Source organism: Rhizobacter koreensis (assembly GCF_013366375.1).
In the GTDB taxonomy this organism is placed as follows: domain Bacteria; phylum Pseudomonadota; class Gammaproteobacteria; order Burkholderiales; family Burkholderiaceae_C; genus Schlegelella_A; species Schlegelella_A koreensis.
The window spans coordinates 318,066-343,618 of record NZ_JABWMJ010000003.1 but is presented as its reverse complement, the minus strand read 5'-3'; the positions used below and the strand labels follow the sequence as shown (position 1 = coordinate 343,618).

At 71.8% G+C, this 25,553-nt stretch carries 22 protein-coding genes and 1 pseudogene; 15 read left to right on the top strand and 8 right to left on the bottom strand.

Translation table 11 applies throughout. The features are described from left to right. The first annotated feature begins 5 nt into the window (after positions 1–5). The 11 genes from HQN59_RS08520 (at position 6) to HQN59_RS08470 (ending at position 11,126) form a co-directional block, all read left to right on the top strand. A complete protein-coding gene (locus HQN59_RS08520; protein ID WP_176068096.1) occupies positions 6–1,928 on the top strand; it encodes a bifunctional sugar phosphate isomerase/epimerase/4-hydroxyphenylpyruvate dioxygenase family protein in 1,923 nt (640 codons plus the stop codon). A gap of 163 nt (positions 1,929–2,091) precedes the next feature. Continuing rightward, on the top strand, positions 2,092–2,430 hold the full coding sequence (locus HQN59_RS08515; RefSeq protein ID WP_176068095.1) for an NIPSNAP family protein: 339 nt from the start codon (positions 2,092–2,094) through the stop codon (positions 2,428–2,430). A 51-nt stretch (positions 2,431–2,481) separates the two neighbouring features. Next, positions 2,482–3,171, top strand: coding sequence for an ArsR/SmtB family transcription factor (locus HQN59_RS08510; protein WP_176068093.1), 690 nt, complete (start codon positions 2,482–2,484; stop codon positions 3,169–3,171). A 221-nt stretch (positions 3,172–3,392) separates the two neighbouring features. Then, positions 3,393–5,393, top strand: a complete 2,001-nt coding sequence (locus HQN59_RS08505) for a hybrid sensor histidine kinase/response regulator (protein ID WP_176068091.1) — start codon at positions 3,393–3,395, stop codon at positions 5,391–5,393. A gap of 114 nt (positions 5,394–5,507) precedes the next feature. After that, complete coding sequence (locus tag HQN59_RS08500; RefSeq protein WP_217703965.1) at positions 5,508–5,861, top strand: hypothetical protein; 354 nt, start codon at positions 5,508–5,510, stop codon at positions 5,859–5,861. A gap of 179 nt (positions 5,862–6,040) precedes the next feature. Further along, positions 6,041–6,343, top strand: a complete 303-nt coding sequence (locus tag HQN59_RS08495; RefSeq protein WP_176068089.1) for a BON domain-containing protein — start codon at positions 6,041–6,043, stop codon at positions 6,341–6,343. A gap of 354 nt (positions 6,344–6,697) precedes the next feature. Next, positions 6,698–7,231: a hypothetical protein gene (locus HQN59_RS08490; protein ID WP_176068087.1), complete on the top strand. Its 534-nt coding sequence runs from the start codon at positions 6,698–6,700 to the stop codon at positions 7,229–7,231. Beyond that, positions 7,231–7,713 (top strand): DUF421 domain-containing protein, encoded by a 483-nt coding sequence (locus HQN59_RS08485; RefSeq protein WP_176068085.1) that lies wholly within the window; start codon positions 7,231–7,233, stop codon positions 7,711–7,713. The genes HQN59_RS08490 and HQN59_RS08485 overlap by 1 nt, the downstream gene beginning before the upstream one ends. A gap of 416 nt (positions 7,714–8,129) precedes the next feature. Next, on the top strand, positions 8,130–8,840 hold the full coding sequence (locus HQN59_RS08480; protein ID WP_176068083.1) for an alpha/beta hydrolase: 711 nt from the start codon (positions 8,130–8,132) through the stop codon (positions 8,838–8,840). 369 nt (positions 8,841–9,209) lie between these two features. After that, a complete protein-coding gene (locus tag HQN59_RS08475; RefSeq protein ID WP_176068082.1) occupies positions 9,210–10,157 on the top strand; it encodes an aldolase/citrate lyase family protein in 948 nt (315 codons plus the stop codon). A gap of 246 nt (positions 10,158–10,403) precedes the next feature. After that, entirely contained in the window at positions 10,404–11,126 is a 723-nt protein-coding gene (locus HQN59_RS08470) for a sulfite exporter TauE/SafE family protein (protein ID WP_176068080.1), read from the top strand. A 78-nt stretch (positions 11,127–11,204) separates the two neighbouring features. Here the strand turns inward: HQN59_RS08470 and HQN59_RS26030 are convergent. Further along, positions 11,205–11,336: pseudogene (locus HQN59_RS26030) on the bottom strand (KUP/HAK/KT family potassium transporter); the annotation flags it as partial. A gap of 69 nt (positions 11,337–11,405) precedes the next feature. Between HQN59_RS26030 and HQN59_RS08465 the strand changes: the two are divergent. Continuing rightward, complete coding sequence (locus tag HQN59_RS08465; RefSeq protein ID WP_176068078.1) at positions 11,406–11,987, top strand: putative glycolipid-binding domain-containing protein; 582 nt, start codon at positions 11,406–11,408, stop codon at positions 11,985–11,987. A 39-nt stretch (positions 11,988–12,026) separates the two neighbouring features. On the opposite strand, the gene HQN59_RS08460 is transcribed toward HQN59_RS08465, so the two are convergent. The 6 genes from HQN59_RS08460 to HQN59_RS08435 form a co-directional block, all read right to left on the bottom strand. After that, the gene (locus tag HQN59_RS08460; protein ID WP_176068076.1) at positions 12,027–13,190 is read right to left on the bottom strand and encodes an ATP-grasp domain-containing protein; all 1,164 of its coding nucleotides are present in this window, start codon (positions 13,188–13,190) and stop codon (positions 12,027–12,029) included. A 3-nt stretch (positions 13,191–13,193) separates the two neighbouring features. Beyond that, positions 13,194–14,075: a class I SAM-dependent methyltransferase gene (locus HQN59_RS08455; protein ID WP_176068073.1), complete on the bottom strand. Its 882-nt coding sequence runs from the start codon at positions 14,073–14,075 to the stop codon at positions 13,194–13,196. 2 nt (positions 14,076–14,077) lie between these two features. Next, positions 14,078–15,304, bottom strand: coding sequence for an aspartate aminotransferase family protein (locus tag HQN59_RS08450; RefSeq protein ID WP_176068072.1), 1,227 nt, complete (start codon positions 15,302–15,304; stop codon positions 14,078–14,080). Between the two features lie 219 nt (positions 15,305–15,523). Continuing rightward, entirely contained in the window at positions 15,524–17,989 is a 2,466-nt protein-coding gene (locus HQN59_RS08445) for a ligase-associated DNA damage response DEXH box helicase (protein ID WP_425342703.1), read from the bottom strand. A 232-nt stretch (positions 17,990–18,221) separates the two neighbouring features. Next, the gene (locus HQN59_RS08440) at positions 18,222–19,628 is read right to left on the bottom strand and encodes a cation:proton antiporter (protein ID WP_176068070.1); all 1,407 of its coding nucleotides are present in this window, start codon (positions 19,626–19,628) and stop codon (positions 18,222–18,224) included. 158 nt (positions 19,629–19,786) lie between these two features. Beyond that, entirely contained in the window at positions 19,787–20,671 is an 885-nt protein-coding gene (locus HQN59_RS08435) for an EamA family transporter (RefSeq protein WP_176068068.1), read from the bottom strand. Between the two features lie 330 nt (positions 20,672–21,001). Here HQN59_RS08435 and HQN59_RS08430 point away from each other — a divergent pair, with 330 nt between their 5' ends. Then, a complete protein-coding gene (locus HQN59_RS08430; protein WP_176068066.1) occupies positions 21,002–22,048 on the top strand; it encodes an asparaginase in 1,047 nt (348 codons plus the stop codon). A gap of 97 nt (positions 22,049–22,145) precedes the next feature. Beyond that, entirely contained in the window at positions 22,146–22,961 is an 816-nt protein-coding gene (locus tag HQN59_RS08425) for a 2OG-Fe(II) oxygenase (protein ID WP_176068064.1), read from the top strand. Between the two features lie 18 nt (positions 22,962–22,979). On the opposite strand, the gene HQN59_RS08420 is transcribed toward HQN59_RS08425, so the two are convergent. Further along, positions 22,980–24,788, bottom strand: a complete 1,809-nt coding sequence (locus HQN59_RS08420; protein ID WP_176068062.1) for an ATP-dependent DNA ligase — start codon at positions 24,786–24,788, stop codon at positions 22,980–22,982. Positions 24,789–24,874: 86 nt separating this feature from the next. On the opposite strand from HQN59_RS08420, the gene HQN59_RS08415 reads away from it, so the two are divergent. Beyond that, on the top strand, positions 24,875–25,534 hold the full coding sequence (locus tag HQN59_RS08415) for a glutathione S-transferase family protein (protein WP_176068060.1): 660 nt from the start codon (positions 24,875–24,877) through the stop codon (positions 25,532–25,534). Positions 25,535–25,553: the final 19 nt, after the last annotated feature.

Below are 25,553 nucleotides of genomic sequence, written 5' to 3'. Positions count from 1 at the left end.
GCACCATGCGCCGATCGACCGCCACCGTCTCGCTGAGCGGGACGCTGCGCCAGAAGCTGCAGGCGATCGCCGCCGCCCGCTTCGACGGCATCGAGCTGTTCGAGCCCGACTTCGTCAGCTTCGACGGCAGTGCCGCCGAACTCGCGGCGATGGCCGGCGACCTTGGTCTGACCATTGACCTCTACCAGCCGCTGCGCGACTTCGAGGGCATGCCCGACGCCGACCACGCGCGCAACCTCAAGCGCGCCGAGCGCAAGTTCGACCTCATGCAGGCGCTCGGGGCGCCGACCCTGCTGGTGTGCTCGAACACGTCGCCGCGCAGCCTCGGCGACGCCGAGCGCAGCGCGGCGCAGCTGCACGAGCTCGCCGAGCGCGCGGCGCGCCGCAACCTGCGCATCGGCTACGAGGCGCTCGCCTGGGGGCGCCACGTCAAGCGCTATCGCGAGGCGTGGGCGATCGTCGAGCGTGCCGACCACCCGCACCTCGGCCTCATCCTCGACAGCTTTCACACGCTCTCGCTCGGCGACGACCCGTCGGCCATCGCGACCATCCCCGGCGAGAAGATCTTCTTCCTGCAGATGGCCGACGCACCCATCCTCGCGATGGACGTGCTGCAGTGGGCGCGCCACCACCGCTGCTTTCCGGGGCAGGGCCAGTTCGACCTCGAGACCTTTCTCGCGCGCGTGCTGCGCGCCGGCTACGCGGGCCCGCTCTCGCTCGAGATCTTCAACGACGTGTTCCGCGAGACGCCGAACCGGCGCACCGCGACCGACGCGATGCGCTCGCTGCTGCTGCTCGAGAGTCAGGTGCGGCAGCGCCTCGCGCGCGAGGCCGCCGAAAGCGACGACGGCACGGCACGCGCGGCGAGCGAGCGCGTCGCCCTGTTCGACCCGCCGGCGGTGCCGCGTCTCGGCGGCTACGCGTTCCTCGAATTCGCGGTCGACGATACCGCGGCCGAGGCGCTCGCCGCCCTGCTCCACGCGATGGGCTTCGTGCGCGCCGGGCGGCATCGCTCCAAGGCGGTGACGCTGTACCGGCAGGGCGCGATCAACCTCGTCATCAACGCCGAGCCCGACTCGTTCGCGCGCCGCCGCTTCGTCGAGCACGGGCCTTCGGTGTGCGCCATCGGCATCGCCGCCGCCGACGCGGAACGCGCGGTGAACCGCGCGGTCGCGTTGCAGTCGGCGCGCTTCGACGGGCCGCGCGGCGCGCGCGAGCTCGCGATGCCGGCGATCGTCTCGCCGGGCGGCAACCTGGTGCACTTCGTCGCCGGGGTAGGACCCGGCGTCGACCCGATCGGCGCCGACTTCGTGGCCGCGGACAACACGACGCCGGACGACGGCAGCGGCCTCTGCCACGTGGACCATGTCGCGCTCGGCCTCTCGCCCGACCAGCTCGACACCTGGGTGCTGTTCAGCCGCGCCGTGCTCGGACTCGAGCCGGGCGACAGCCTCGAGCTCGCCGACCCGTTCGGCCTGGTGCGCAGCCTCGGCGTCGCCGATCGCGGGCGCAGCTTGCGCATCGTCTTCAACACCTCGAGCAGCCGGGCGACGCGGACCGCGCTCAGCGCGAGCGCGAGCGGCGGCGTCGCCGTGCAGCACATCGCGTTCGCGTGCGACGACATCGTCGCCACGGTGCGGCAGATGCGCGCCGCCGGCGTGCCGTTCGTGCCGATCTCGGCCAACTACTACGACGACCTCGCCGCGCGCATCGACCTCGGCGCCGAGCGGCTCGCGACGCTGCGCGAGCTCGGCATCCTGTTCGACCGCTCCGCCGACGGCGACTACCTGCACATCTACACCGCCTCGTTCGCGGGCCGCTTCTTCTTCGAGATCGTGCAACGCGTCGGTGGCTACGACGCGTACGGCGCGCTCAACGCGCCGGCGCGACTGGCATCCGAGGCGCAGGCCGCGGAGCGCGGCGGCTGAACGCCGCCCGCAGCCGTCTCCTCCGGCGGCGATCGCACGGCACGCCGCGCTGCGATCGACGCGCGCGAGCACGCGCCGCCAGCCCTCGCTTCGCCGCGCATCGAAACATCGCCCGTCGCCACCGCCACACAGTCGGCGTCCTGCCACCACACGAGCGCACGCGATGACCATCACCTGCTTCATCCGCTACCGGATCGACCCGTTCCAGCGCAACGCCTTCGCGCGCTATGCGAACGCCTGGGGCCGCATCATTCCGCGTTGCGGCGGCACCCTGATCGGCTACTTCCTGCCGCACGAGGGCCACAACGACGTCGCTTGGGGGCTGATCGGCTTCGCCGACATGGCCGCGTACGAGCGCTATCGCGCGCGGCTGAAGGCCGACCCCGAAGGGCGCGCCAATTTCGAGTTCGCGCAACGCGAGCGCTTCATCCTGCGCGAGGAACGCGACTGGCTCGAGGACGTGCCGGCAACGCGCGACCGGCCCGCCGAGGTGACGCCATGATCGAGCAGGCCCCCAGCGACTCGCGCGCGTCGCTCTTCTGAGACGACCCCGATGAGCACGCCGCACGAGCCGCGCGTCGCCCGGGTCGCCGCCGCCATGGCCGACCCGGCGCGCTCGCGCATGCTGGCGTATCTGCTGTCGGGCGAGTACGCGAGCGCCGGCGAGCTGGCGCGGGTCGCGTCGGTGACGCCGGCGACCGCAAGCACGCACCTGGCGAGGCTGCTCGACGCGCGCCTCGTCGCCTGCGAACCGCGCGGCCGGCACCGCTACTACCGGCTGGCCGACGCCGACGTCGCCCACGCCCTCGAGGCAATGGCGCTGGTCGCGGAACGCGACACGCACGACCGCGCGTGGGCACACCCCGAGCGCCGGCGCCTGCGCGAGGCGCGCTGCTGCTACGGGCATCTCGCCGGCCGCCTGGGCGTGCTGGTGTTCGACGCCTTGCAGCGCGACGACTGTCTCGCCGAGAGCGCCGACGGCTACGTCCTCACCGACACGGGCACGCGCTGGCTCGGGAACCTCGGCATGCATCCGCCGGCGCGGAGCGGCCGGCGCCGCTTCGCGTACCGCTGCCTCGACTGGTCGGAGCGCCGCGACCACCTCGCGGGCTCGCTCGCCGACGCGATCTACGGGCACTGCGTTGCCGCGGGCTGGCTGCGCCGCGGCTCCGGGCGCGCGGTCGAGATCACGCCGGCGGGCGAGCGGGAACTCATGCCGCGCTTGCGCGAGGGCGCGCGCTGACCCAACCGCCCGGCCCCCCGCGAGCCGACGCGCGATCGCCCGCGCGCGGAACGGCTGCCGCGCCTCGGGAGCTGTCGGCCGGGAGGTGCTCGCCAGGCTTCTTCACGCGGCGTTCCGACGGCGCCTGCATGCGGCGTATCGCACGCTCGGCGCGGCGCACCGCCGGTGACCGCTCCGGCGCGACCCTTATCCTCGGGCATCGACGTTGCCGACGGAGCGGCATGAACAAGGTTTGGCCGCACGCGAGCGGCGAGATGGCCAGGCGCATCGCCGGTTTCGACTGGACGACGACCCCACTCGGGCCGATCGAAGAATGGCCGCAGAGCCTGCGCAGCGCGGTCGACCTGATGCTCGAGTCCGCCCACCCGGTGTTCCTGGTCTGGAGCGACCACCTCACGTCGCTCTACAACGATGGCCACGCCGTGATCCTGGGCGCCAAGCACCCGTCGGCGCTCGGCCAGCCGTTCTCGCAGGTCTTCGCCGAGGTCTGGGACGAGTTCCGCCCGCTCGTCGAGGCGACCATGGCCGGTCGCCCGCACGGCTTCGTCGACCGCCCCGTCGCGCTGCGCGGTCGCCCCGGCAAACCGATGAGCTGGTTCACGTTTTCGTGGTCGCCGCTGCGCGACGAAGAAGGCGAGGTGCGCGGCTTCTTGTCGGCGGCGTTCGAGACCACCGACAAGGTCATGGCCGAGCAGGCGCTGCTCGCCGCACAGCAGCAGGCGCTGGTCGCGAGCGAACAGCGCTACCGCATGCTGTTCGATGCCATCGACGAGGGCTTCTGCATCATCGAGATGCTGTTCGACGAGTCGGGGCAGCCGTTCGACTACCGCTTTCTGGAGCTGAACCCGGCGTTCGAGCGCCACACCGGACTCGCCGGCGCGCTGGGCCGCACGATCCGCGAGTTCGCGCCCAAGCACGAGGCGCACTGGTTCGAGATGTACGGTCGGGTCGCGCGGACCGGCGAGCCGATGCGTTTTCAGAATCACGCCGAGCACGTCGACGACCGCTGGTTCGACGTGTTCGCATTCCGTGTCGGCGCGCCCGAGCAGCATCGGGTGGCGGTGCTGTTCAACGACATCAGCGCGCGCAAGCGCGCCGAAGCAGCGCTGCGCGACGCCGACCGCCGCAAGGACGAATTCCTCGCCACGCTCGCGCACGAGCTGCGCAACCCGCTCGCGCCGCTGCGCAACGGGCTGCACATCGCGCGACTCAACAGTCGCACCGACGACCGCCTGCGCAACACGCTGGGCATGATGGACCGCCAGCTGTCGCATCTGGTCCGGCTGGTCGACGACCTGCTCGACGTCGGGCGCATCAGCTCCGGCAAGCTCGAGCTCAAGCAGCAGCCGATCGAGATCGGCCGGGCGCTGGCGAGCGCGATGGAATCGACCCGCATCACGGTCGAGTCGCGCGAGCACCGCCTCGTCGTCGACGCTCCGGACGAGCCGCTGTGGGTGCTGGGCGACCACGATCGGCTGTCGCAGGTGTTCGTCAACCTGCTCGGCAACGCGGCCAAGTACACCGAATCGGGCGGCAGCATCCGGGTCGTGCTCGACCGCGACGGCAACGATGCCCGGGTGCGCGTCAGCGACTCGGGCATCGGCATACCGCCCGCCGCCGTCGGCCACGTGTTCGACCTCTTCTCGCAGGTGCGCGAGCACCAGGGCCGCTACGGCGGCGGACTCGGCATCGGCCTCGCGCTCGTCAAGCGCCTGGTCGCGCTGCACGGCGGCAGCGTCGAGGCGACGAGCGCCGGCGAGGGCCAGGGCAGCACCTTCACCGTGCGCCTGCCCGCGATCGAGGCGCCGCACGCGGGCGCCGGCGACACCCGGGCCGGCGCCGAGGCGCGCGGCCAGCGCCAGCGCATCCTCGTCGCCGACGACAACGGCGACGCGGCCGAATCGCTCGCCGAGATGCTGCGCCTGTTCGGCCACGACGTCTGGACCGTCGGCGACGGCCAGCAGGCGCTCGACCGACTCGACGCGGTCGGGCCGGACGTCGTGATCCTCGACCTCGGCATGCCGGTGATGGACGGCATCGAGGCGGCGCGCCGCATCCGCACGCTGCCCCAGCATCGATCGGTGCTGCTGGTCGCGCTCACCGGCTGGGGCCAGGACCGCGACCGCGCGCGAACGGCCGAGGCGGGCTTCGATCGACATCTCGTCAAGCCGGTCGACCCGGCCGAGGTCGAGCGGCTGCTGACGGCGCTGGAGCCCGGCTGAGCGCTGCGGATGCGGGCGTTGCGGTCGCGAACTGCCGTCGGGGCTTACCCGCGAGCGTCAACCCCCCTGCAGGGCGAAACGTTGGGGCCCCGTCCCCACTCGCGAAGGAAGATCATGAAGCAAGCCCTCCATCTTTGCGCCCTGGCCGCCGGCCTTGTCGCCTTCTCCGCGCACGCGGCCGATGCCACCTGCGAGGCGCAGGCCGCCGACAAGAAGCTGGCCGGCGCGGCCCGGACCAGCTTCCTGAAGAAGTGCGAGGCCGATTCGGCCAAGTCGTGCGACGCGCAGGCGGCCGACAAGAAGCTGGCGGGCGCCGCCAAGACCAGCTTTCTCAAGAAATGCAACGCCGACGCGCAGCCCGCCGCCAAGAGCGCGCAGGACAAGTGCGACGCGCAGGCTGCCGACAAGAAGCTCGCCGGCGCAGCCAGGAACAGCTTCGTCAAGAAGTGCGTCGCCGACGCGGGCTGATCGCCCTCTGACGCGGCGCCGGCGACGAACTCCGCGGACGGCGCTGCGCCGACCCGACGGGCGTCGGGCTGCCCGGCACGCTTGGCAGACAGGTACGCCGATTGCTGCCAGGTGCGCCGAGGGCGGGCCGCGGATCACGCGTCGCCGCTCCCATCGAAGCAACCACGGGAGGCACATTCATGAAAAGCAATCTCTTCGCACTTGCACTCGTCGCGGCGCTGACGGCCGGCTGCGCCAGCGACCCGAACTCGCGCACCGTGGGCGAAGTCGTCGACGACGTGAGCATCGGCACGCAGCTCAAGGCCAAGTACGCGGCCGACCCCGACATCAGCGCGCTCAAGGTCAACATCGATACGCGCGAAGGCGCCGTGTCGCTGCGCGGCGAGGTCAAGAGTCTCGCCATCCGCCGCAAGGCCGAAGCGATGGCCCGCGAGATCAAAGGCGTCAAGAGCGTCGACAACCAGCTGGTCATCGCACCCTGACGACTCGCACGCTGCATGGCGCCCGCGGGCGCCGGCAGCGTGAGCCGTTCGCATCGTCGGGCCACGAGCGCGGGGGCGGTGCCGTCACCGGACCAGGCGCCGGCTGAAGCCTGCATGCCGCCGCACGGGTGGCCACCGCGCCGCGTGATGCGGGGCTGCCCGAGACGAACCGGTGGCGGGTCCGGCGGCGGCAAGAGCGCCGCCGGACACCTCGCCCCGCGACGCGACGCCGGCGCAGCGCCATGGCGGACGTCGCCCACACGAACGTCCGGCCACCGGGTCGACGCAGCGGGCGCGACGCGCGTCGCACCGGCGGACCCCATCAACGCGTGAGGCCCGGTTAGATTCGCGGCCATGACCGACGACGCCACCGACGCGAAGCGGCCCGACGGCATCGGGCGAGAGATCGAGGAGCGCAGCTCCCAGCACCATCACGCGAGCACCCTGTCGTTGATCGTGCTCGGCGCGCTCGTCGCCTGGGGCGCGAGCGGCTTCGCCGGCAGCCGCAACGAAGATTTCGCGGTCGATGCGGCGGCGCTCGCGCTGCACGTGTCGACGCCGACCCGCGCCAGGAACGGCGAGATCTACGAGACCCGCGTCAGCGTCGCCGCGCGTGAACGCATCGGCAAGCTCGTCGTCGGCATCAGCCCCGCGCTCTGGCGCGACAGCACCGTCAACTCGCTGGTGCCCGCGCCGGCCGAGGAGAGCCACGAGGACGACCTGTTCCGCTTCACGTACGGCCCGGTGGAGGCGGGCCAGACGTTCGAGGCCAAGTTCGACCTGCAGATCAACCCCACGCGGATCGGGTCGGAGCGCGGCGTCGTGGCCGTGTTCGACGGCAACCGCAAGCTCGCGGACCTGCCGCTGCAACTGAGAGTGCTGCCCTGATGGACATCGTGCTGCGCGCCTCGGTGATGTTCGCCGTGGTCTACCTGCTGATCCGCCTGATGGGCAAGCGCCAGCTCGGCCAGATGACGCCGTTCGAACTGGTCGCGCTGGTCGTCATCGGTGACCTCATCCAGCAGGGCGTGACGCACACCGACACCAGCCTCGTCGGTGCGCTGCTCGCGATCGGCACCTTCATGTTCTGGGCGCTGGTGATGAACTGGCTCTCGTACCTCTCGCCGCGCGTCGAGCGCCTGCTCGAAGGCGAGCCCCGCGTGATCGTCCGCAACGGCGAGCTGCTGCGCGACAACCTGCGCCGCGACCGCATGACCCCGGCCGAGGTCGAGTCCGAGATGCGCCTGGCGGGCATCGCCAAGCTGCAGGACGTCGCCTGGGCCGTGCTCGAGCCGGGCGGGAAGATCAGCTTCATCCGCAAGGACGGGAAGGCAGCGAATCCGGGAGCGGGCGATCATGGAGTCGACTGATCGAGGCCCGCGAGCGGTCCTCCCGTCTTTTCTCTCTTGACGTGCTCAGCTGACGCGAACGGGCGTCGACGTGCTGGACATGAACGGACGGCCGAAACGGATCGCGAGTATCCGAGCAATTCGTTCGGCCGAAGGTGGATCGAGCGTCCGGCTGCGGCCCGCTTTCACGGAGTCGCCGCCGCCAGATTGCACTGACCGGGCGTGGTCGCCGGCACGTGACTGTTTTCACGCTCGGCTGCCACCCGGACGATCTTGAACTCGGCCTCGAGGCGGCTTGCGCGTCAAGCTGCGCTAGCCTCGCCGGGATGAGGTCAACGTGCACGCGCCGCTCGGCGGCCCTCTCGATTCTCGGTGCCCTGCTGGGGGGCTGCGGCGGCGGTGGCAGCGGTTCATCTTCCGGAGAGGACGCGCCGGCGATGGAGGGCGCGACCGAATCGAGGTCGCTCACGTCCCGGATCACCGGAACGGCTTACCCCCTCAGCATCTACGTGCCGCCCGCGAGCGCGGGGCCGCGCGCCAGCCTGCCGGTGCTCTACGTGCTCGACGGCGAGAGCTGGTTCCAGACGCTCGTGGAGATCGTCGAGTCGGCACGAGCCCGCATCATCGTCGTCGCCGTCGAAAGTGCACGGCAGCGCGAGCGCGACTACGTGCCTGCGAACCTCTGCACCGGCAATGGCGGCGGCCAGGCGGCGTACTTCGACTTCGTGCGCCAGGAGCTCGTTCCCCACATCGAGACCAGCATCGGCGGCAGCCCGAGCCAGCGCGGGCTGTTCGGCCACTCGCACGGCGGCGCGTTCGTTCTCTATGCGATGTTCTCGGAGGCTCCGGGACGCCACACGTTCAAGGCCTATCTCTCGAGCGACGCGTCGATCAGTTGCCTGTCCAGCCAGGCCGAAGGCTGGGAGCAGGGCTATGCGTCGGCCTATCGCGAGCTGCCGGTGCGACTGCATCTTTCCCATGCCTCGCTCGGCAACGCCGCTGCCAACATCGAGTACGCCAACCGAATCACCCAGCGTCGCTACGAGCGCCTCGCATTCACCGCGCAGGGATACAGCGGCACGCATGGCGGCATCGTCCCGCAGGTGCTGCGCGACGCCATCGGATTCGCGTTCCCGCCAGGCGCGTGACGCGCTCGTCGAGCGCGTCCGAAGCAGGCCCCGCGCCATCGCATCGAACGCGAACGTAAGCACCTCTCGCGACCAGCGTCTCGCGCAAGGCGCGCTCGTCGACGCCGGCCGGCGTCTTGCCGGCCGTGCCGGTCACGAACCCAGGCGGCGGCACGCCTTCGGAAGCCAGCGCGCCCGTTGAGGCGCCGCAACAGGCGCCCAATCGGCAACGCGTTGTAAGCGGTCCTGCCAAACAGGTGCGCTGCAGTTGGTGACAGTCGCGACATCCGCATGCAGGTCACGGCGCGGACCGCTGCGCAACATGGACCGCCGCCGTCCGCGTGGTTGGACCTCGGCCACACCATCCACAAGAACCACGGAGGAGTCATGATGAGGCGTTCCCTCGTTTCCACCTGTTCCCTGCTGGCCGCCGGCGTGCTGTGCGGCGCCGTGACGGTCACGTCGCTTGACGCACGCGCCCAGAGCGGCGTTACCGTCAACGTCGGCATCGACTTCGGTCCGGGCTTTCCGTTCAACCAGGGCAACGGCATCGACCCGAAGACCTGGGTCTACGGGCCACGCAACGACGACACGTCGGGCGGGCTGATCTGGAACCCCGTGAAGCAGAAGATGCTGGCGGGCCAGCACGTGATCGGTCGGACCGTTCAGGGCACCTTCCCGGCCACCTCCGACACCACCTACTGCAACCAGGCCAGCCAGGCGAATGCCGACTTCACGTGGACCGAGATGCAGCACTCGGGCCTCACGTGGGGCGATGCGTGGCGCATGTGGGCGTACGGCTCGTCGACCGCATGCCCCACGCGGCGCGCCATTCCGGGGGTGCGCGTTGCCTACACCGACGAGCGCGAGATCCAGCACGCGCTCGACGGCGGTGCCATGGTGCTGGTGGTGCCGACCGTCGACACCGTCGAGGAAGCCCGGGAGGTGGTGCAGTGGGCCTACTACCCGCCGTTCGGCCGGCGCAGCCAGGGCGGCTCGCAGACCGCGCAGGTGCTGGGGCCGTGGCTGCAGGGCGCCAACTACCGGCAGACCTTCAACAACAACCTCGTGCTGATCGTGATGATCGAGACCATCGAGGGCGTGAAGAACGCGGCTCAGATCGCCAAGGTGGCGGGCATCCACGGCGTGTTCGCCGCGTCGAGCGACCTCGGAAACTTCTCGGGCTGGACCCAGGGCGACCCGCAGTACGAGCGGCTCGTCAAGGCGGTGCACGACGCTGCCATCGGCGCCGGCAAGCGACTCTGCGGCCCGATCGCGTGGCAGAACCCGGCACCCGGCGCGCCGGCGCGGCCGGACTTCACCTGCTTCCAGAACTGAGGCGTTCAAGCGCCTTGCCGCGTGGTGCAGCGCGGCAGGCGCGAAGGCTTCGATCGAGAGTCCGCGCAAGCGAGGCGGTACCGCGGCGCTGCAGATCGGGGTTCACCACTCGCTGCAGCGGCGGCAAGCCGGCGCCCCACGCGCCCCCGAAGCTACCCGCATCCGGGGCCTGAGCTGCCTTCGTCGGCCAGCAGGGCTCGCGCCGCCGCGGCCCGGTGCGCTCGACCGATGCCGTAAGCTGGCCGCATGGACTACCTCCTGATGCTGGCATGCGGCCTCTTCGCGGGCACGCTGGGCGGCATCGTCGGCACCGGCTCGTCCCTCGTCCTGATGCCGATCCTGGTGGTGATGTTCGGGCCGCGCCAGGCGGTTCCGATCATGGCGGTCGCTGCGTTCGCGGGGAATCTCGGGCGGGTCCTGGCGTGGCGCCGCGAGATCGACTGGCAGGCGTGCGGCGCGTACTGCGTCACTGCGGTACCCGGCGCGATGCTCGGCGCGCGCCTGTTGCTCGCGCTCCCGGCCGGCGCGGCGGAGAGCGCGCTCGGCGTCTTCTTTCTCGCGCTGATCCCGGCGCGGCGCTGGCTGGCCCGCCGCCGGTTCCGCCTTTCACGCACGCACCTGATGCTGCTCGGCGCGCCGCTCGGGCTGCTCACGGGCATCGTGGTCTCGACCGGGCCGCTGACGGTGCCGCTCTTCACGTTCTACGGGCTCGAGCGCGGCGCGTTCCTCGGCACCGAGGCGGCGAGTTCGCTCGCGGTGTACGGCGCCAAGGCGACGACGTTCCGCGCGCTCGGCGCGCTGCCGCTCGATCTGCTGCTCCACGGCCTCGTGGTCGGCGCGACGCTGATGGCGGGCTCGTTCGTCGGTCGCTCCGTCGTGCTGCGCCTGAGCTCGGCGAGCTACCGTTCGCTGATCGACGCCCTCATGGCGGTCTCCGGCACATCGTTGCTGTGGGTCGCGTTCCGCTGAGCGCCGATCGGGCGCGTGCACGGGCGGCACGCACGCGGTCGTTCGCGAGCGGCTGCTTCGGCTCGACCCACAGGGGTCCCAGCCGTGCCGCACGACGAAGAACGTGAGCACGGTGGTGACCAGCATCGTTCCGATCACCGCGATGCCAGACGCGGCGGCGAGGTCGGCCCAGCCGCCGAAGGCGACGGTCGCGATCAGCACCGCGACCAGGCGACGGTTCCTCTTGCGACTCGAGCCGCTTCGCGGTATCACGCGCGTCCACTCCCTGGGCTGTTCGGCATGCGATTCGATACTCTGCGCCACGTGTGCTGGACGCCGATCTGGAACGCGGACCATTCCGGAATCGGCCTCGAGCACGTGGTGCTCACGACCGGGTCGGCCGACAGCACCTTGCTCGCGATCGACGAGGACGGCGAGCCGTTTCGCCTGACCTATCGACTCGCCTGGGACCATCACGGCCTGCTGCGCCGCGCCGAGCTGCGCACGCACAAGGGTGCCGAGCAGCGACGCCTGCTGCTGCGCGTCGACGCCGGCCGATGGACCGACCATCGCGGCGAGCCCCTCCACGGGCTCGACGGCTGCACCGACATCGACATCTGGCCGACGCCGCTGACCAACAGCTTTCCGATCTGGCGCAGCGCGCTGCAGATCGGTGAACGGCGCGAGTTCCGGATGGCGTGGGTCGCGGCACCCGGCCTCACGGTCGAAGCCAGGGCGCAGGCCTACACGCGACAGGAGGAGCACCTGTTCGTCTTCGAAAGCCTCGACGAGACCGGGTTCAAGGCGAGCCTGGCGGTCGACAACGACGGACTGGTCGTCGACTACCCGGGCCTGTTTCGGCGCGTCGCGCTGCGGCGCTGAAGGTCCCGCCGACGGGCTCGGCGGCGAGCCGGCACCGACCTATCGCCTCGGCTGCTGGACCGTGTGAATCGCGGCAAGCAGGCGCTCGAGTTCACGATGGCGCAGCAGGTACATCGTGTCGCCCATCGTCACCGCGAACGCGGCCGGGATGGGCCTCACGAGCGCCAGCGTCTCGCCCAGCAAACCCGGCAGCGCCTCGGCCGCGACCTCGTACGCGCGATCGTGGCGGCGGCCGGCGTGTGCCGTGTGGAACCGGCGTTCGTACGCGAAGCCGTCGAGCGGTTGGCCGAGCAGCACCGCGGCCCAGAGGTCGTAGACGTCGAACCCGCACGCGATGCTCATCATGTCGGTCGTGAACCCGCCCGGCGGCCGCACGTTCATCTCGAGCGCGACGTACGAGCCGTCGGGGCGCTCGAAGAACTCGAGGTGGAAGAAGCGCCGGCGCAGCTCGAAGGCGGCGAGCGCCTGGCGGCCGAGACGCTCGAGCGCCGCGGGGATGTCGCGGCGCGAGTAGTAGTAGCCGTCGAGCGTGCCGGTTCGCACCTCCATGATCCCGCGGTCGTAGGTGTGCGAGGTGCAAAACACGACGCGGCCGGCCTGGTCCACGAGGCCGTCGAAGGTGGTGATGACGCCCTCGACGAACGGTTGGACCACGTGGCCGTCGAGCGGCTGGCGGAGCGCGGCATCGAGCTCGGCGGCGCTCGACACGCGAAAGGTGTGGCTGGCGCCCGATCCGCTGTCGGGCTTGAACACGAGCGGAAAGCCGTGCTCGGCGGCGAACGCCCGCACGGCGTCGGGCGACCCGCACCGGATGCCGGGCGGGTGCGGGACGCCGGCTCGCTGGAACGCCTCGGCCATCGCGAGCTTGCTGCGCAGGCGCCGCACGTCGCTCGCGCCGAGCCCGGCGATGCCGAGGTCGTCGCGCAGGCGCCCCTCGACCTCGAGCCAGTGCTCGCCGTTCGATTCGACGAAGTCGATCGGGCCGTGCTCGGCGACCAGCGTTCGGACGATGCCGAGCAGCACGTCGTACTCGCCCATGCGCGGCTCGAACACGTAGCGGTCGAGCGCGTCGCGCGCGCCGGGCGGCATGTCGCTCTCGGGCATGTCGCCGACGCCGACGACGCTGGCGCCGCGCGCGCGCGCCGCCGCGCAGAACAGGTGCGACCCCGGCGGGAAGCCGGGCGACAGGTAGAGGATGCGCATCGACTAGCCTCGCCGCAGCAGCCAGCCGATGCCGTTCCAGATGCGGAACGGCGACTCGTCGGCACGCACGATCTCGAGATCCGCGCCCTGGGCGAGCGCGCGCACCTCGCGATCGGCCTCGTCCCGCGGCAGCCCGTAGGCGTAGTTGAAGAGCACGAAGTCGCCGCCGGGGCGAAGCACGCGCCGCACCTCACGGAAATGGCGCTCGACCAGCGCAGGGCCGCCGAGCACCAGGTAGGGGAACGTGTCGACGCTGTAGACGAGGTCCATCGATGCCGAGCCGAAAGCGGAGAGGTCCTGACCGCTCGTCAGCACGACCCTGGCGTTCGAGAAGCCCGCGAGCCGGCGCGTGGCGGCCGCGATCATCCCGGGCGAGACGTCGGTGCCGACCACCGAGCGTACGCGCGCGCAGAGCGGCGCCATCAGGCGCCCGATGCCGCAGCCGATCTCGAGCGCGTCGCGTTCGACGCCGAGCACGCCCCAGTCGTCGAGCACGCCGATCACTTCGTCGGTCGCGGCCGCGAGGAGTTCGGGGCTGCCGAGCGAATAGAGCGCGACGCTCGACTCCTCGCTTTGCGCGACCGATGCATCGAACAGCTTGCGAGCCCGCTCGATGCCCTCCTCGGCGTCGCGTGCGAGCTCGGGCGAGTCGAGCCGCTGCCGGATCATGCGCACGATGGTGTCGCAGCCCTCACGATGGGCGGCGAGGTGCCGCGCGAGTTCGGCGAGCTTCGCGGCATCGCCGTGCAGCCCGGGAAGCGCCTGCGCGACCGCTTCCGGATCTTCGGTGCGCTGGATCAGCTCCATCAACACCATCGCCGCCGAGGCCTCCTGGCGCAGGTAGCCGTCGACGATGCGCTGGATGTCCTCGATCGGTACGACCATGCTCAGTCCGCGCGGCATTGCTCGCGGGCGAGCTTCATCGCGCTGCGCGCGTGCTCGAGCGTGGTGTCGATGTCGGCGGGCTGATGCGCATGGCTGATGAACCACATGTGGCGCGGGTGCAGCAGCACGCCACGGGCCAGCATCGCGTCGTAGAAGGCGCCCCGCACGGCGTCGTTGGTCGCCGGGTTCGGGTGCTCGAAGCGCAGGAACGGCATCGGCGCAAAGGGCTCGCCGTAGCTCGTGGCGGGCACGTCGAACTCGCGCGCGATCGCGTTCAGGCCGTCGATGAGGCGCTGCCCGAGCGCCCACACGTGCTCGGCGACGCCGCGCTCGTCGACGATGCGCAGCGTCGCGAGCGCGGCGGCCATCGCGGCGGTGTCGCCGTGATACGTCGCCGAGAGGTGCATGCCGGCCGCGCTGCTCATCACCTCGCGTCGGCCGAGCACGGCGGCGACCGGCCAGCCGTTGCCCATCGCCTTGCTCACGGTCGTGAGGTCGGGTGTGAGCCCGAAGCGCGCCTGCACCGAACCGGGCGCGGTGCGGAACGCGGTCTTCACCTCGTCGAGGATGAAGACCGCGCCATGTCGACGGACCATGGCCTGGACCGCCTCGAACACCTCGCGCCTGGGCGGCAGCACCATCTCGGGCGCGAGGATCACCGCGGCGATCTCGCCGGGGTAGGCCGCGAAGTGCGCCTCGAGCGTGCCCGGGGCGTTGCTGTCGAACTCGAGCACCTGCGTGTCGAGGCCGGCCGGCACCGAAGGGTCGAGCGGCAGACACCAATCGTGCCAGCCGTGATAGCCCGCCCGCACGACGCGGCGCCGTCCGGTCGCCCGGCGCGCGATGCGCAGCGCGGCGGTGGTCGCCTCGCTCCCCGTTTTCAGAAACACGGCCATGTCGGCGCTGTCGAACCGCTCGACCAGCGCCTCGGCGAAGAGCACGTGCTGCGGCCGGTTCATCGAGAGCAGCGGCCCGCGCTCGAGCTCGGCCCGCGCCGCGGCATCCACCTCGGGGTGCGCGTAGCCGAGCAGGAACGCACCGAACGCCATCAGGTAGTCGATGTACTCGTTGCCGTCGACGTCCCTGATCCGGCAGCCCCGGCCGCTCTGGATGTACATGGGCGATCGTTCCGGGGTCGTCAGCACCCTCCCCGACAAGTGATGCGCGCCCGGGATGACGCGCTCGGCGCGTGCGAGCCACTCGCGGGAAGACTTGTAGCGGTCAGTCATTCGTTCGCCCTTGCCTCCGGATGCCGTTCAGCGTTCGCGCTGCAGGCTCGACCGGCCTTGCGGCCCATGGGTTGACACGCCGACGCGCGGGCGCCGGACGATTCGATCGATCTTAGTGGCGCCGCGAGCGGTTCGACGTCCGGCGTCGCGGCCGGCGGTCTGCACCCGGCCGCAGCCGGGTTAGGGCTCGCGCGTAGCCGCCCCGGCCGGGAAGCGCGGTCAGCCGGCGCTCTCGGCCTCCTTCTCCATCTCCTTCAGCATCCGCTCGAGCCGCACGTTCAGCTTCTCGGTGGTCAGCTTCTCGCGGAAGCGCTCGACCATCAGCGGCAGCGCGAACGGGCTCGGCACCGCGAGGTCGACGTAGGCGACCTTCTGCTGGCGCATGCGGGCCAGCACTTCGGCGAGGCGCCTGATGTCGAGCTCCTGGCTCAGCACCTCGCTCTGCGCCTGCGTGAGCAGCATGTTGTCGGCGTCGTACTTCCGGAACACCTCGTAGAACAGCGTGCTCGACGCCTGCAGCTGGCGCGTGCTCTTGGGCTGGCCGGGATAGCCCTGCGAGATGAGGCCGCTCACCCGCGCGATCTCGCGAAAGCGCCGGCGCGCGAGCTCGCTCGAGTTCAGGCTCGCGAACACGTCGTGCAGCAGGTCGCCTTCCTCGAAGAGGCTTTGGTCGACGAGCGGCGCCGGGTCGACCGGCAGCGCGCTCAGCAGCTCGAGGCCGTAGTCGTTGATCGAGATGCTGAACGTGTTCGGCGCGTCCCTCGCGAGGCGCCACGCGAGCAGGCTGCCGAGGCCGATGTGCGCATTGCGCCCCGCGAACGGGTAGATGAAGAGGTGCTGGCCCTCGCGCGAGAGCAGGCGCTCGATCAGCAGCAGCTTCGGCGTCGGCAGCCGCGAGAGGCGCGCCTGCGTCTCGAGCATCGGCCTTGCCGCCTCGAGCTCGGGCTCCGAGGAGTCGCCCTGCGCGGCACCCGCCAGCACATCGAGCACCGCGTCGGCCAGCTCGCTCGAGAGCGGCATCTTGGCGCCGGCCCAGCTGATCATCGCGGCCTTCCTGTTCTCGGCGCGCTTGACGTAGGCCGTCATCTCCTCGGCACGGATGAACTCGAGGTTGCGGCCGGCGAAGATGAAGCAGTCGCCCTTCCTCAGCCGTGCGACGAAGCCCTCTTCCACCGTGCCGATGCGGCCGCCGCTCAGGTACTTCACCTGCATCGACGAGTCGCTGACGATGGTTCCGACGCCGAGCTTGTGGCGTCGCGCCACGCCGCGGTCGGGCACGCGATAGATGCCGTCGACCTCGCGCACGCGGTGGTATTCGGGATACGCAGTGAGGCTGGTCCCGCCTTTCACCACGAAGTCGAGCGCCCAGTCGAACTCGGCGCGCGTGAGCGTGCGGTACGCCCAGGCCTGACGCACCTCGTCGAACATCGCGTCGGGCGTGAAGCCGCCGCCGAGTGCCACCGTCACCAGGTGCTGCACCAGCACGTCGAACGGCTTGTCGTGGGTCGCGCGCTTCTCGATGTTGCCGGCCTGCGCGGCGCGTCTGGCGGCCGCGGCTTCGACCAGCTCGAGCGTGTTGGTCGGCACCAGCGTGATGCGGCTGGCGCGCCCGGGCGCGTGACCGCTGCGCCCCGCGCGCTGCAGGAGGCGCGCGACGCCCTTGGCCGAGCCGATCTGCAGCACGCGCTCGACCGGCAGGAAGTCGACCCCGAGGTCGAGCGACGACGTCGCGACGACCGCCTTCAGGCGCCCTTCCTTGAGCCCCATCTCGACCCAGTCGCGCACGTCCTTGTCGAGCGAGCCGTGATGCAGCGCGACGAGCCCGGCCCACTCGGGCCGTTGCTCGAGCAGCAGCTGGTACCAGGCCTCGGCCTGCGAGCGCATGTTGACGAACACCAGCGTGGTCGACGACCTGGCGATCTCCTCGACCACCGGCTGCTGCATCTGCTTGCCCAGATGCCCGCCCCACGAAAAGCGGCCCGGGTTCGCCGGCAGCAGGGTGTCGATGACCAGCGCCTTGTCGAGGCGGCCGCGCACCATCGCGCCGTCGGAATGGCCGAGCAGCACCTGCATCGCCTCCTCGAGGTTGCCGAGCGTCGCGCTGAGGCCCCACACCACCAGCGCCGGGTTCCAGCGCTTGAGGCGCGCCAGCGCGAGCTGCACCTGCACGCCGCGCTTGCTGCCCATCAGCTCGTGCCACTCGTCGACGATCACGGTGTGGATGCCGCCGAGCTCGTCGTGCGCGCTCTCGCGCGTGAGCATCAGCGACAGCGACTCGGGTGTCGTCACCAGCGCGGTCGGAAAGCGCCGATCCTGTCTTGCGCGTTCGGCAGGCGGCGTGTCGCCGGTGCGGATGCCGATCGACCAGCCGATGCCGAGCCCGGCCACCGGCTCGCGCAGCGCGCGCGCGGAGTCGGCGGCGAGCGCGCGCATCGGCGTGAGCCAGAGGATGCCGAGGCGCGGCGGCGTCGCCGCGCGCATCGGCATGCCGATCGCGCGGGCGCGCGCGATCGCGCCGAACCACACCGCGTAGGTCTTGCCCGAACCGGTGGTGGCGTGCAGCAGGCCGCTCGTTCCGGCCGCCATCGCGTCCCACACCTCGCGCTGGAACGCGAACGGCTGCCAGCCGCGCGCGGCGAACCAGGCTGCCGCGAGCTCGACGCCGGTCAGCTTCGTGGCGTCGATGCCGGGGATCGGCTGCGGCGGCGGTGCGTTTTCGCGCGGTGCGGCCCCGACCTCGGCACTCGACGACGGTGCCTCGGCAGGCGCGGGCTCGTCGCCGCTGGAGCCGATCGCAGCGGCGTCGTTCGCCGCATTCGCGTCGGGGCCGAGATCGCGCGCGGCCCGGCTGCCGTCGTCACGCACCCCCGGCGCGTCGGGCGACGCGATCCGGCGCGGCAGCGGCGGACGCCCGGCTCTAGCCACCACGCGAGCCCGTCGAAGCGGCCCGCGCGGCGTCGGCGCTGCGGCGCTGCTCCTTGCGCCGCTCGTAAAGGTTCATCAGCGGCGTCACCGAGATGCCGTGGACGACGATCGACACCACCATCACCGAGAACGTCAGCGTCGCCAGCTGCGACGCCAGGTCGGTGTCGAGGCCGTGGTTCATTGCATACGCCAGGTAGAACAGCGAGCCGATGCCGCGGATGCCGAACCAGCCGATCAGCGCGCGCTGAGTCCGCGACGAGTCGGAGCGCAGCAAGCCGGCCACGACCGACACCGGTCGGATGACGAGCAGCACCACGGCGACGAAGGCCCAGGACGCATGGCCCCAGTCGAGCGCCCACAGCAGCATGCCGACCGCCGCCACCGCGGCGAACTCGCCGATGCGCTCGACCTGCTCGTTGAAGCTGAGCACCGCGTGCGCCATGAAGGCGGGCGCCTTGGCCGGGTCGCTGGCCGCCTTCTCTGCGCTGGCGCGGTCGGGGCTGGCCAACGCCTCGGCGATCGCCGCGGCCGGCGGCGCCTGGTCGGGCCGCGCGCCCTGCTGCAGGGCCTGATCGGCGGCGCCGCCGACCGGCTTCTCCTCGAGCCGGCGCAGCGCGAGCCCGGCCGCGAACACCGCCAAAAAGCCGTAGCCATGCGCCAGGTTGGCGAGTCCGTAAGAAAGACCGATCAGGCCGAGAGCGAGGAAGTTGTCGAGGCCGATCGCTTCCTGTCGGGTGCTTCGCAGGTGCAGCACCACGCGCCCGACCAGCGTGCCGAGGAGGCCGCCGATGCCGAGCCCTGCGCCGACCGCCCACAGCACGTCGACCGCGACCCAGCGCGAGTGGTAGGGGCCGAGCTCGTGCAGGCCGAGCAGGCCGAGGCCGAGCATGACGATCGGGAACGCGGTGCCGTCGTTGAGGCCGGCTTCCCCGGTAAGCGAGAGGCGCAGGCGGTCGCGATCCCCGGCCTGGCTGACCTGCACGTCGGCGGCGAGCACCGGGTCGGTGGGCGCCAGGATGCCGCCGAGCAGCACCGCGGCACCGAGCGGCAGCCCGAGCATGAAGACGCCGAGCGCGGCGATGAGGCCGGCGGTGACCAGCATCGACAGCGTCGCCAGGCGCAGCGGCAAGGCCCAGCGGCCGTCACTGACGGTCAGGCTCATCTTCAGCCCCGACGTGAACAGCGACAGCAGCACCACCACCTCGGCCAGGCGCTCGAGACCCTCGGAATGCGCCATCGGGTCGAGCGCGACCAGGTCGAGCCAGAGCGGGCTCAACGCCGCGCCGACCAGCAGGTAGAGCAGCGAGGTGCTGAGCGGCAGGCGCGCCAGCCGCGTGTAGCCGAGCGCCATCGAGACCAGCAGCAGGCCCACGATGGCCGACCACAACGAGAAGTTCATGCGTGCGCTGCACCGGTGCGCCGCGCCGGGGGGCGTGGCCGCCGCGGGGGAGCCCGCGGCCTGCGGCACGTTAGCAGAGGCTCGCTCGCCCTGATGGCGTGGGTCGATCCGCGCCCCGCGGCCAGGATCAGGGAGCCCGGACCGGTTCCTGCCGTCGCTCAGCCGAGCGCGAGGCCGGCCACGCCGCCGGCGATGCACGCCGCGCCGATGAGGCGCATGCGCGTGTCGCCCTCGCCGAGCAGGCGCCCGCCGAGCAGCGCCGCGAACAGCATCGACACCTCGCGCGCCGGCGCGACGTGGCTGAGCGGCGCGAGCTGCACGGCGTAGAGCACCAGCACGTAGGCGAGCGGGCCGATCAGCGCAATCACGAAGGCGGCGCGCCACTGCAGGCGCCAGAGCGCCGCGAAGGCGGTGCGGTCGTGCAGCGCGGTCGGCAGCAGGAACGGCACGCGCAGCACGTTGCCGACGTAGTCGACCACGATCGGCGAGATCAGCAGCACCTTGACAGCGTAGCCATCGACCAGCGTGTAGGCCGCGATCAGCCCGCCCGTCAGGCCGCCCCAGCCGAGCCCCGCGACGACTCGCGCGCGCTGCGCGGGATCGCGCGCACGCGTCAGCAGTGCCGGACCGCCGGCGATGCAGAACACGCCGAACACGACGCCGGCGACGCCCGCGGCGGCGGCGAGCGACAGGCTTTCCCCGAGCCATAGCACGGCGCCGATCGACGACAGCAGCGGCCCCGTGCCGCGTGCGACGGGGTACACCACGGTGAGGTCGGCGGCGCGATAGCCGCGCAGCAGGGCGATGAAGTAGGCCACATGGATCACCGCGCTCGCGAGCAGCACGCCCCACTCGAGCACGCCCCAGCGCGTCATCGCGTCGACGAGGCCGACGGCAAGGCACACCGGCGCCCACAGCACGACGACGATCAGCGCGGTCATCAACGCGAAGCGGGCGTCGCCGCCGACCTTCTTGGCGAGGACGTTCCACGCCGCGTGCAGCAGCGCGGCGACGAGGACGAGCGCGAGCGCGGCAGTCGACACGGGCGCGATTGTCGCGGCGCCGCCGGTCAGGACTGCAGCACCGGCGAGCGCGGCAGGCGTGCCGTCCGGAGCGCGACGCCGGGCGTCGCGGATTCGGCTCCAGGGCGCCCGGTCAGCGCCGCTCGCCTGCAGGCTGTGCGCCGCCGGGCCGCCGTCGGTTCGACGCCTCGGCGGCAGCGTCGCGCGCGGCTCGATGGTGCCGCCGACGCGCGCACCGCGTCGGCGCTCCGTAAGATCGGCGCCTCCCACCACACGAGCCTCGTTCCCGTCCATGACACGCGCTTCGCTGACCGGCCACCTTCCCCTGCTCGCGACCGGAGGAAGCGCTCGATGAACCCGATCCTGGTGGAGGCGCTGCGCGGCGGCACGGTCGAGTCGTCGCATCGCGGAGCGCTCGCGGTGATCGACGCCGCCGGCGAGGTGGTGGTCGCGATCGGCGACGTCGACCGGCCGATCTTTCCGCGCTCGGCGGTCAAGGTGCTGCAGGCGATCCCGCTGGTCGAGAGCGGCGCGGCCGACCGGCTCGCCCTCACCGACGAGGAGCTCGCGATCGCCTGCGCGTCGCACAACGGCGAGCCGGCGCACACCCGCGTCGTCGCCGGCATGCTGGCCAAGGCCGGGCTCGACGTCGACGCGCTCGAGTGCGGCACGCACTGGCCGTACCTCGACAGCGCGGCACGCTCGCTGGCCACCGCGGGCGGCGAGCCGTCGGCGCTCAACAACAACTGTTCCGGCAAGCACGCCGGCTTCCTGTGCGTCGCGTGTCAGCGCGCCAACGGCGGCGACCTCGCCCGCTTCGCGCGCGGCTACGTCGCGCCGCAGCACCCGGTGATGCGCGAGGTGACCGCGGCACTGCAGGCAGCGACCGGCTACGACCTCGGCACCGCGCCGCGCGGCACCGACGGCTGCTCGATCCCCACCTTCGCGATCCCCCTCAAGAACCTGGCACTCGCGTTCGCCCGCGTCGCAACGGGCCAGGGCCTCAGCCCGGCGCGAGCCGAGGCGGTGACGCGGCTGCGCCGCGCGGTCGCGCGGTCGCCGTTCATGGTCGGCGGCACCGAGCGCTTCGACACCCGCGTGATGCAGCAGCTCGGCGAGCGCGTGTTCTGCAAGGTCGGCGCCGAAGGCGTTTTCTGCGCCGCGCTGCCCGAACGCGGCCTCGGCGTCGCGATCAAGATCGACGACGGCAACAACGCGCGCGCCGCCGAGGTGACGATGGCCGCGGTGATCGAGGCCTTCGTTCCGCTCGATGCGAACGAGGCGGCGTTCATGCGCGACCTCAGCGACGTGACGCTGCGCAACTGGAACGGCATCAGCGTCGGGTCGCTGCGCGCGACCCACGCGCTGCGCCGGGCCTGTGATCGGCGGCGCGCCTGAGGCGCGCGGCGGCGCACGCGCTGCGGACACCCTGCGCCGCAGCGCCGACGTGCCGGTGCACAGCGTGCTCGGGCGGGCGAGCGCGGCGGACGTTCGGATGGAGCCGTTCGCCCATCTGGTGATCGAGAACTGCCTGCCGGCCGACTACTACCGCGCGCTCGCCGACGCCTACCCGCCCGACGCGCAGGTGCTCGAGCTCGACGCCTGGCGGCGCGGCGGCCCGGTGCAGCCGAACCAGCGCAACGACATCGGCGCTCACCAGGTGCTGCGCGCACCCGGGCTCGTCGCGCCGGTCTGGGAGGCGTTCGTGCGCCACCACGCGTCGGCGGCGTTCTGGGCTGACGTGGTGCGGGTGTTCGGGCCGGCCCTGCGCGCCACCTACCCCGACCTCGAGCAACGCCTCGGCGGCCGGCTCGAACACCTGGCGAGCGGCGTGCGCTTCGATCCGGACGGCGACGCCGGCCCGATCTCGCTCGACTGCCAGATCGGGATCAACACGCCGGTGACGCACCCGGGCAGCGTGCGCGTGCACACCGACGCGCCCGAGGAGCTGTTCGCGATGCTGCTCTACTTCCGTCGCGACGAGGACGACTCGACCGGCGGCGAGCTCGAGATCCGGCGCTGGAAGCCGGGCCGCGCGCGCCGCTTCGTCGGCTCGGAGTGCGACGCGGACGATGCCGAGCTCGTCGCGACGATTCCGTACCGTGCCAACACCCTGGTTGCGTTCGTCAATTCCGACGAGTCGCTGCACGCCGTGTCGCCGCGCTCGCCGACGCCGCACAGCCGCCGCCTCGTCAACCTGATCGGCGAGGTCTACCGGGCGCTGCCCGACGGCCTGTTCGTCAAGACGCAGAAGTGGTCGGTGCCGTGGCGGCGCCGCTGGACGCGCTGGAAGAAGCGGCTCGGCGGCTGACGACCGACCGGGCGGCGATCACGCCGGCGCGGCAGCGAGCGGGTCGCTTGATCCGGCAGCGTCGTCGTCGGAGACCAGGCTGCGCGCGCCACCAGGGTCGGCGCCGTCGCCTGCGGCCGCGCCGTGCTGCAGCTCGAGCAGCGCCTCGAGCGTCTGCAGCGTGTCGGCCTCGTGCAAGGGCTTGTCGTCGCGGATGCGCAGCATGCGGGGAAAGCGCACCGCGATGCCGCTCTTGTGGCGGCTGCTGCGGTTGATGCCTTCGAAGCCGAGCTCGAACACCAGGCTCGGCCGCACGCTGCGCACCGGCCCGAACTTCTCGAGCGTGGTCTGCCGGATCACGCGGTCGATGCGACGGAACTCCTCGTCGGTGAGCCCCGAGTACGCCTTGGCGAACGGCACCAGCTGCAGCGCGCCCGGAGCCGGCGGCTCGCGGCGCGCCATCGCGTCGACCACCGCGGCGGCCTCGTCGGCGCTTTCCGGCGTGCGGCTCCACACCGCGAAGGTGTAGTCGGTGTAGACGCTGGCACGACGTCCGTGGCCGGCCTGGGCGTAGATCAGCACGCAGTCGACGGCGAGCGGGTCGATCTTCCACTTCCACCAGGTGCCGCCGGCGAGGTCGTCCTGCTTGCGCCGCCCGGTGCCGTAACGCGCCTCGCGGTGCTTGAGCATGAAGCCCTCGACGCCGCGCGCCCGCGACTCGGCCCGCAGGCTCGCATACTCGGTCCAGCTGCCGCGCGTCTCGACCGGCGACAACCGCAGCGCCGGATGCTGGGCGGCGATCGCCTCCAGCACGGCGCGGCGCTCGCCCTGCGGCCGCTCGCGCAGGTCGGCGCCTTGCCACTCGAGCACGTCGTAGGCGATGAAGCCCACCGGCGCATCGGCGAGCACCTTCTTCGTCAGCACCTTGCGGCCGATGCGCTGCTGCAGCAACGCGAACGGCGCGACCCGGCCGTCCTTCCAGACCACGATCTCGCCGTCGAGCACCGTGCCGTCGGGCAGCGTCTTCGCGAGTGCGCAGACCTCGGGGAAGCGTTCGGTCACGAGCTCTTCGCCGCGCGACCAGATCCAGACCTGGCTCGCGCGCCGCACCACCTGAGCGCGGATGCCGTCGTACTTCCACTCGACGATCCAGGCGTCGGGGGCGGCGAGCCGCACGTCGAACTCGGCCAGGGGCGCGTCGAGCTGGTGGGCGAGGAAGAACGGGTACGGCTGCCCGGCATCGAGCGGCCCGGCGCCCTCGCCGGCGGTGAGCTGGCGGTAGCGCTCGGGGCTCGGCGCGGTGCGCGCGTCGGTGTAGCCCATCATCCGCTGCGCCACCAGCTTGGCGTCGATGCCGGCGCCCTCGGCGAGCGCGCGCTGCACCAGCAGCTTGCTGACGCCGACGCGAAAGCTCCCGCCGATCAGCTTGTTGAGCAGGAAACGCCCGCCGGTGTCGAGCTCGTCCCAGTAGGCGGCGACGCGCGCCGACTGCTCCTCGGGCGAGAGGCCACGCAGCGCGAGCAGGCGCTCCTCGATCCAGTCGGCCAGGCCGAGGTCGCTCTCGCGGCGCGGCGGCGGCAGCACGTGGGCCACGGTTTCGGCGAAATCGCCGACCGCCTGGTAGCAGGCGTCGAACAGCCAGTCGTCGATGCCCGCGGCGCGACAGGCGGTCTGCCACAGCACCGTGCTCGGCACCACCTGGCGCGGCTTGCCGCCGGCGAGGAAATAGACCGCCCACGCCGCGTCGCGCGGCTCGGCGACCGCGAAGTAGCGCTTCAAGGCGTCGACCTTGGCGAGCGTCGCGGTGCTGCGGTCGAGCTCGGCGAAAAGCTGCGCGAACCGCTTCATGCGCGCGAACTCGCGGCGCCGGGCACGCCTCGCCGCATGTACGCTCGCGCCCGGGGCGGCACGCCAGCCCGCGCGGAGGGGTCGACATGATCACGCTCTACGGCTTCGGCCGGATCTTTCCCGAAGGGCGCGGCGAGACCAAGGACCTGCGGGTGCAGTGGGCGCTCGAGGAGACCGGCCTGCCCTACCGCGTGCATGCGCTCGATCACACCGCTGGCGAACTCGACACCGAGGCCTATGGCCGCCTCAACCCGTTCCGCCAGGCGCCGGTGATCGACGACCACGGCTTCGTGCTCGCCGAGTCCGCGGCCATCGTGCTCTACCTCGCCGAGAAGTCGAGCCAGCTGATGCCGACCGACTTCGAAGGCCGCACGCGGGTCGTGCAGTGGTGCTGCAGCGCGATCGCCACGGTCGAACCGATCCTCTCGTGTCTCGACCTGATCGCGATGTTCGACGCCGAGCGCTCCGGCAGCCGCCTCGAGAGCGAGGCGCGCCAGATCGCGAACCGCTGGCTCACCGGCGTCGAGCGCCGCCTCGACGGCCGCGAGTGGATCGCCTGCGCCGGCTTCACGGTGGCCGACATCATGATGGCCGGCGTGCTGCGCACCATCCGCAAGTCCGACCTGCTGGAGCCGTATCCCGGCATCCGGGCCTATCACGTCCGCTGCCAGGCACGCCCGGCGTGGCAGCGCACGCTCGCGCTCACGGCCGAGCGGCTCGGCATGACGGTCGACGCGATCCGCTAGGGCGCGGGGCGGCACGAAA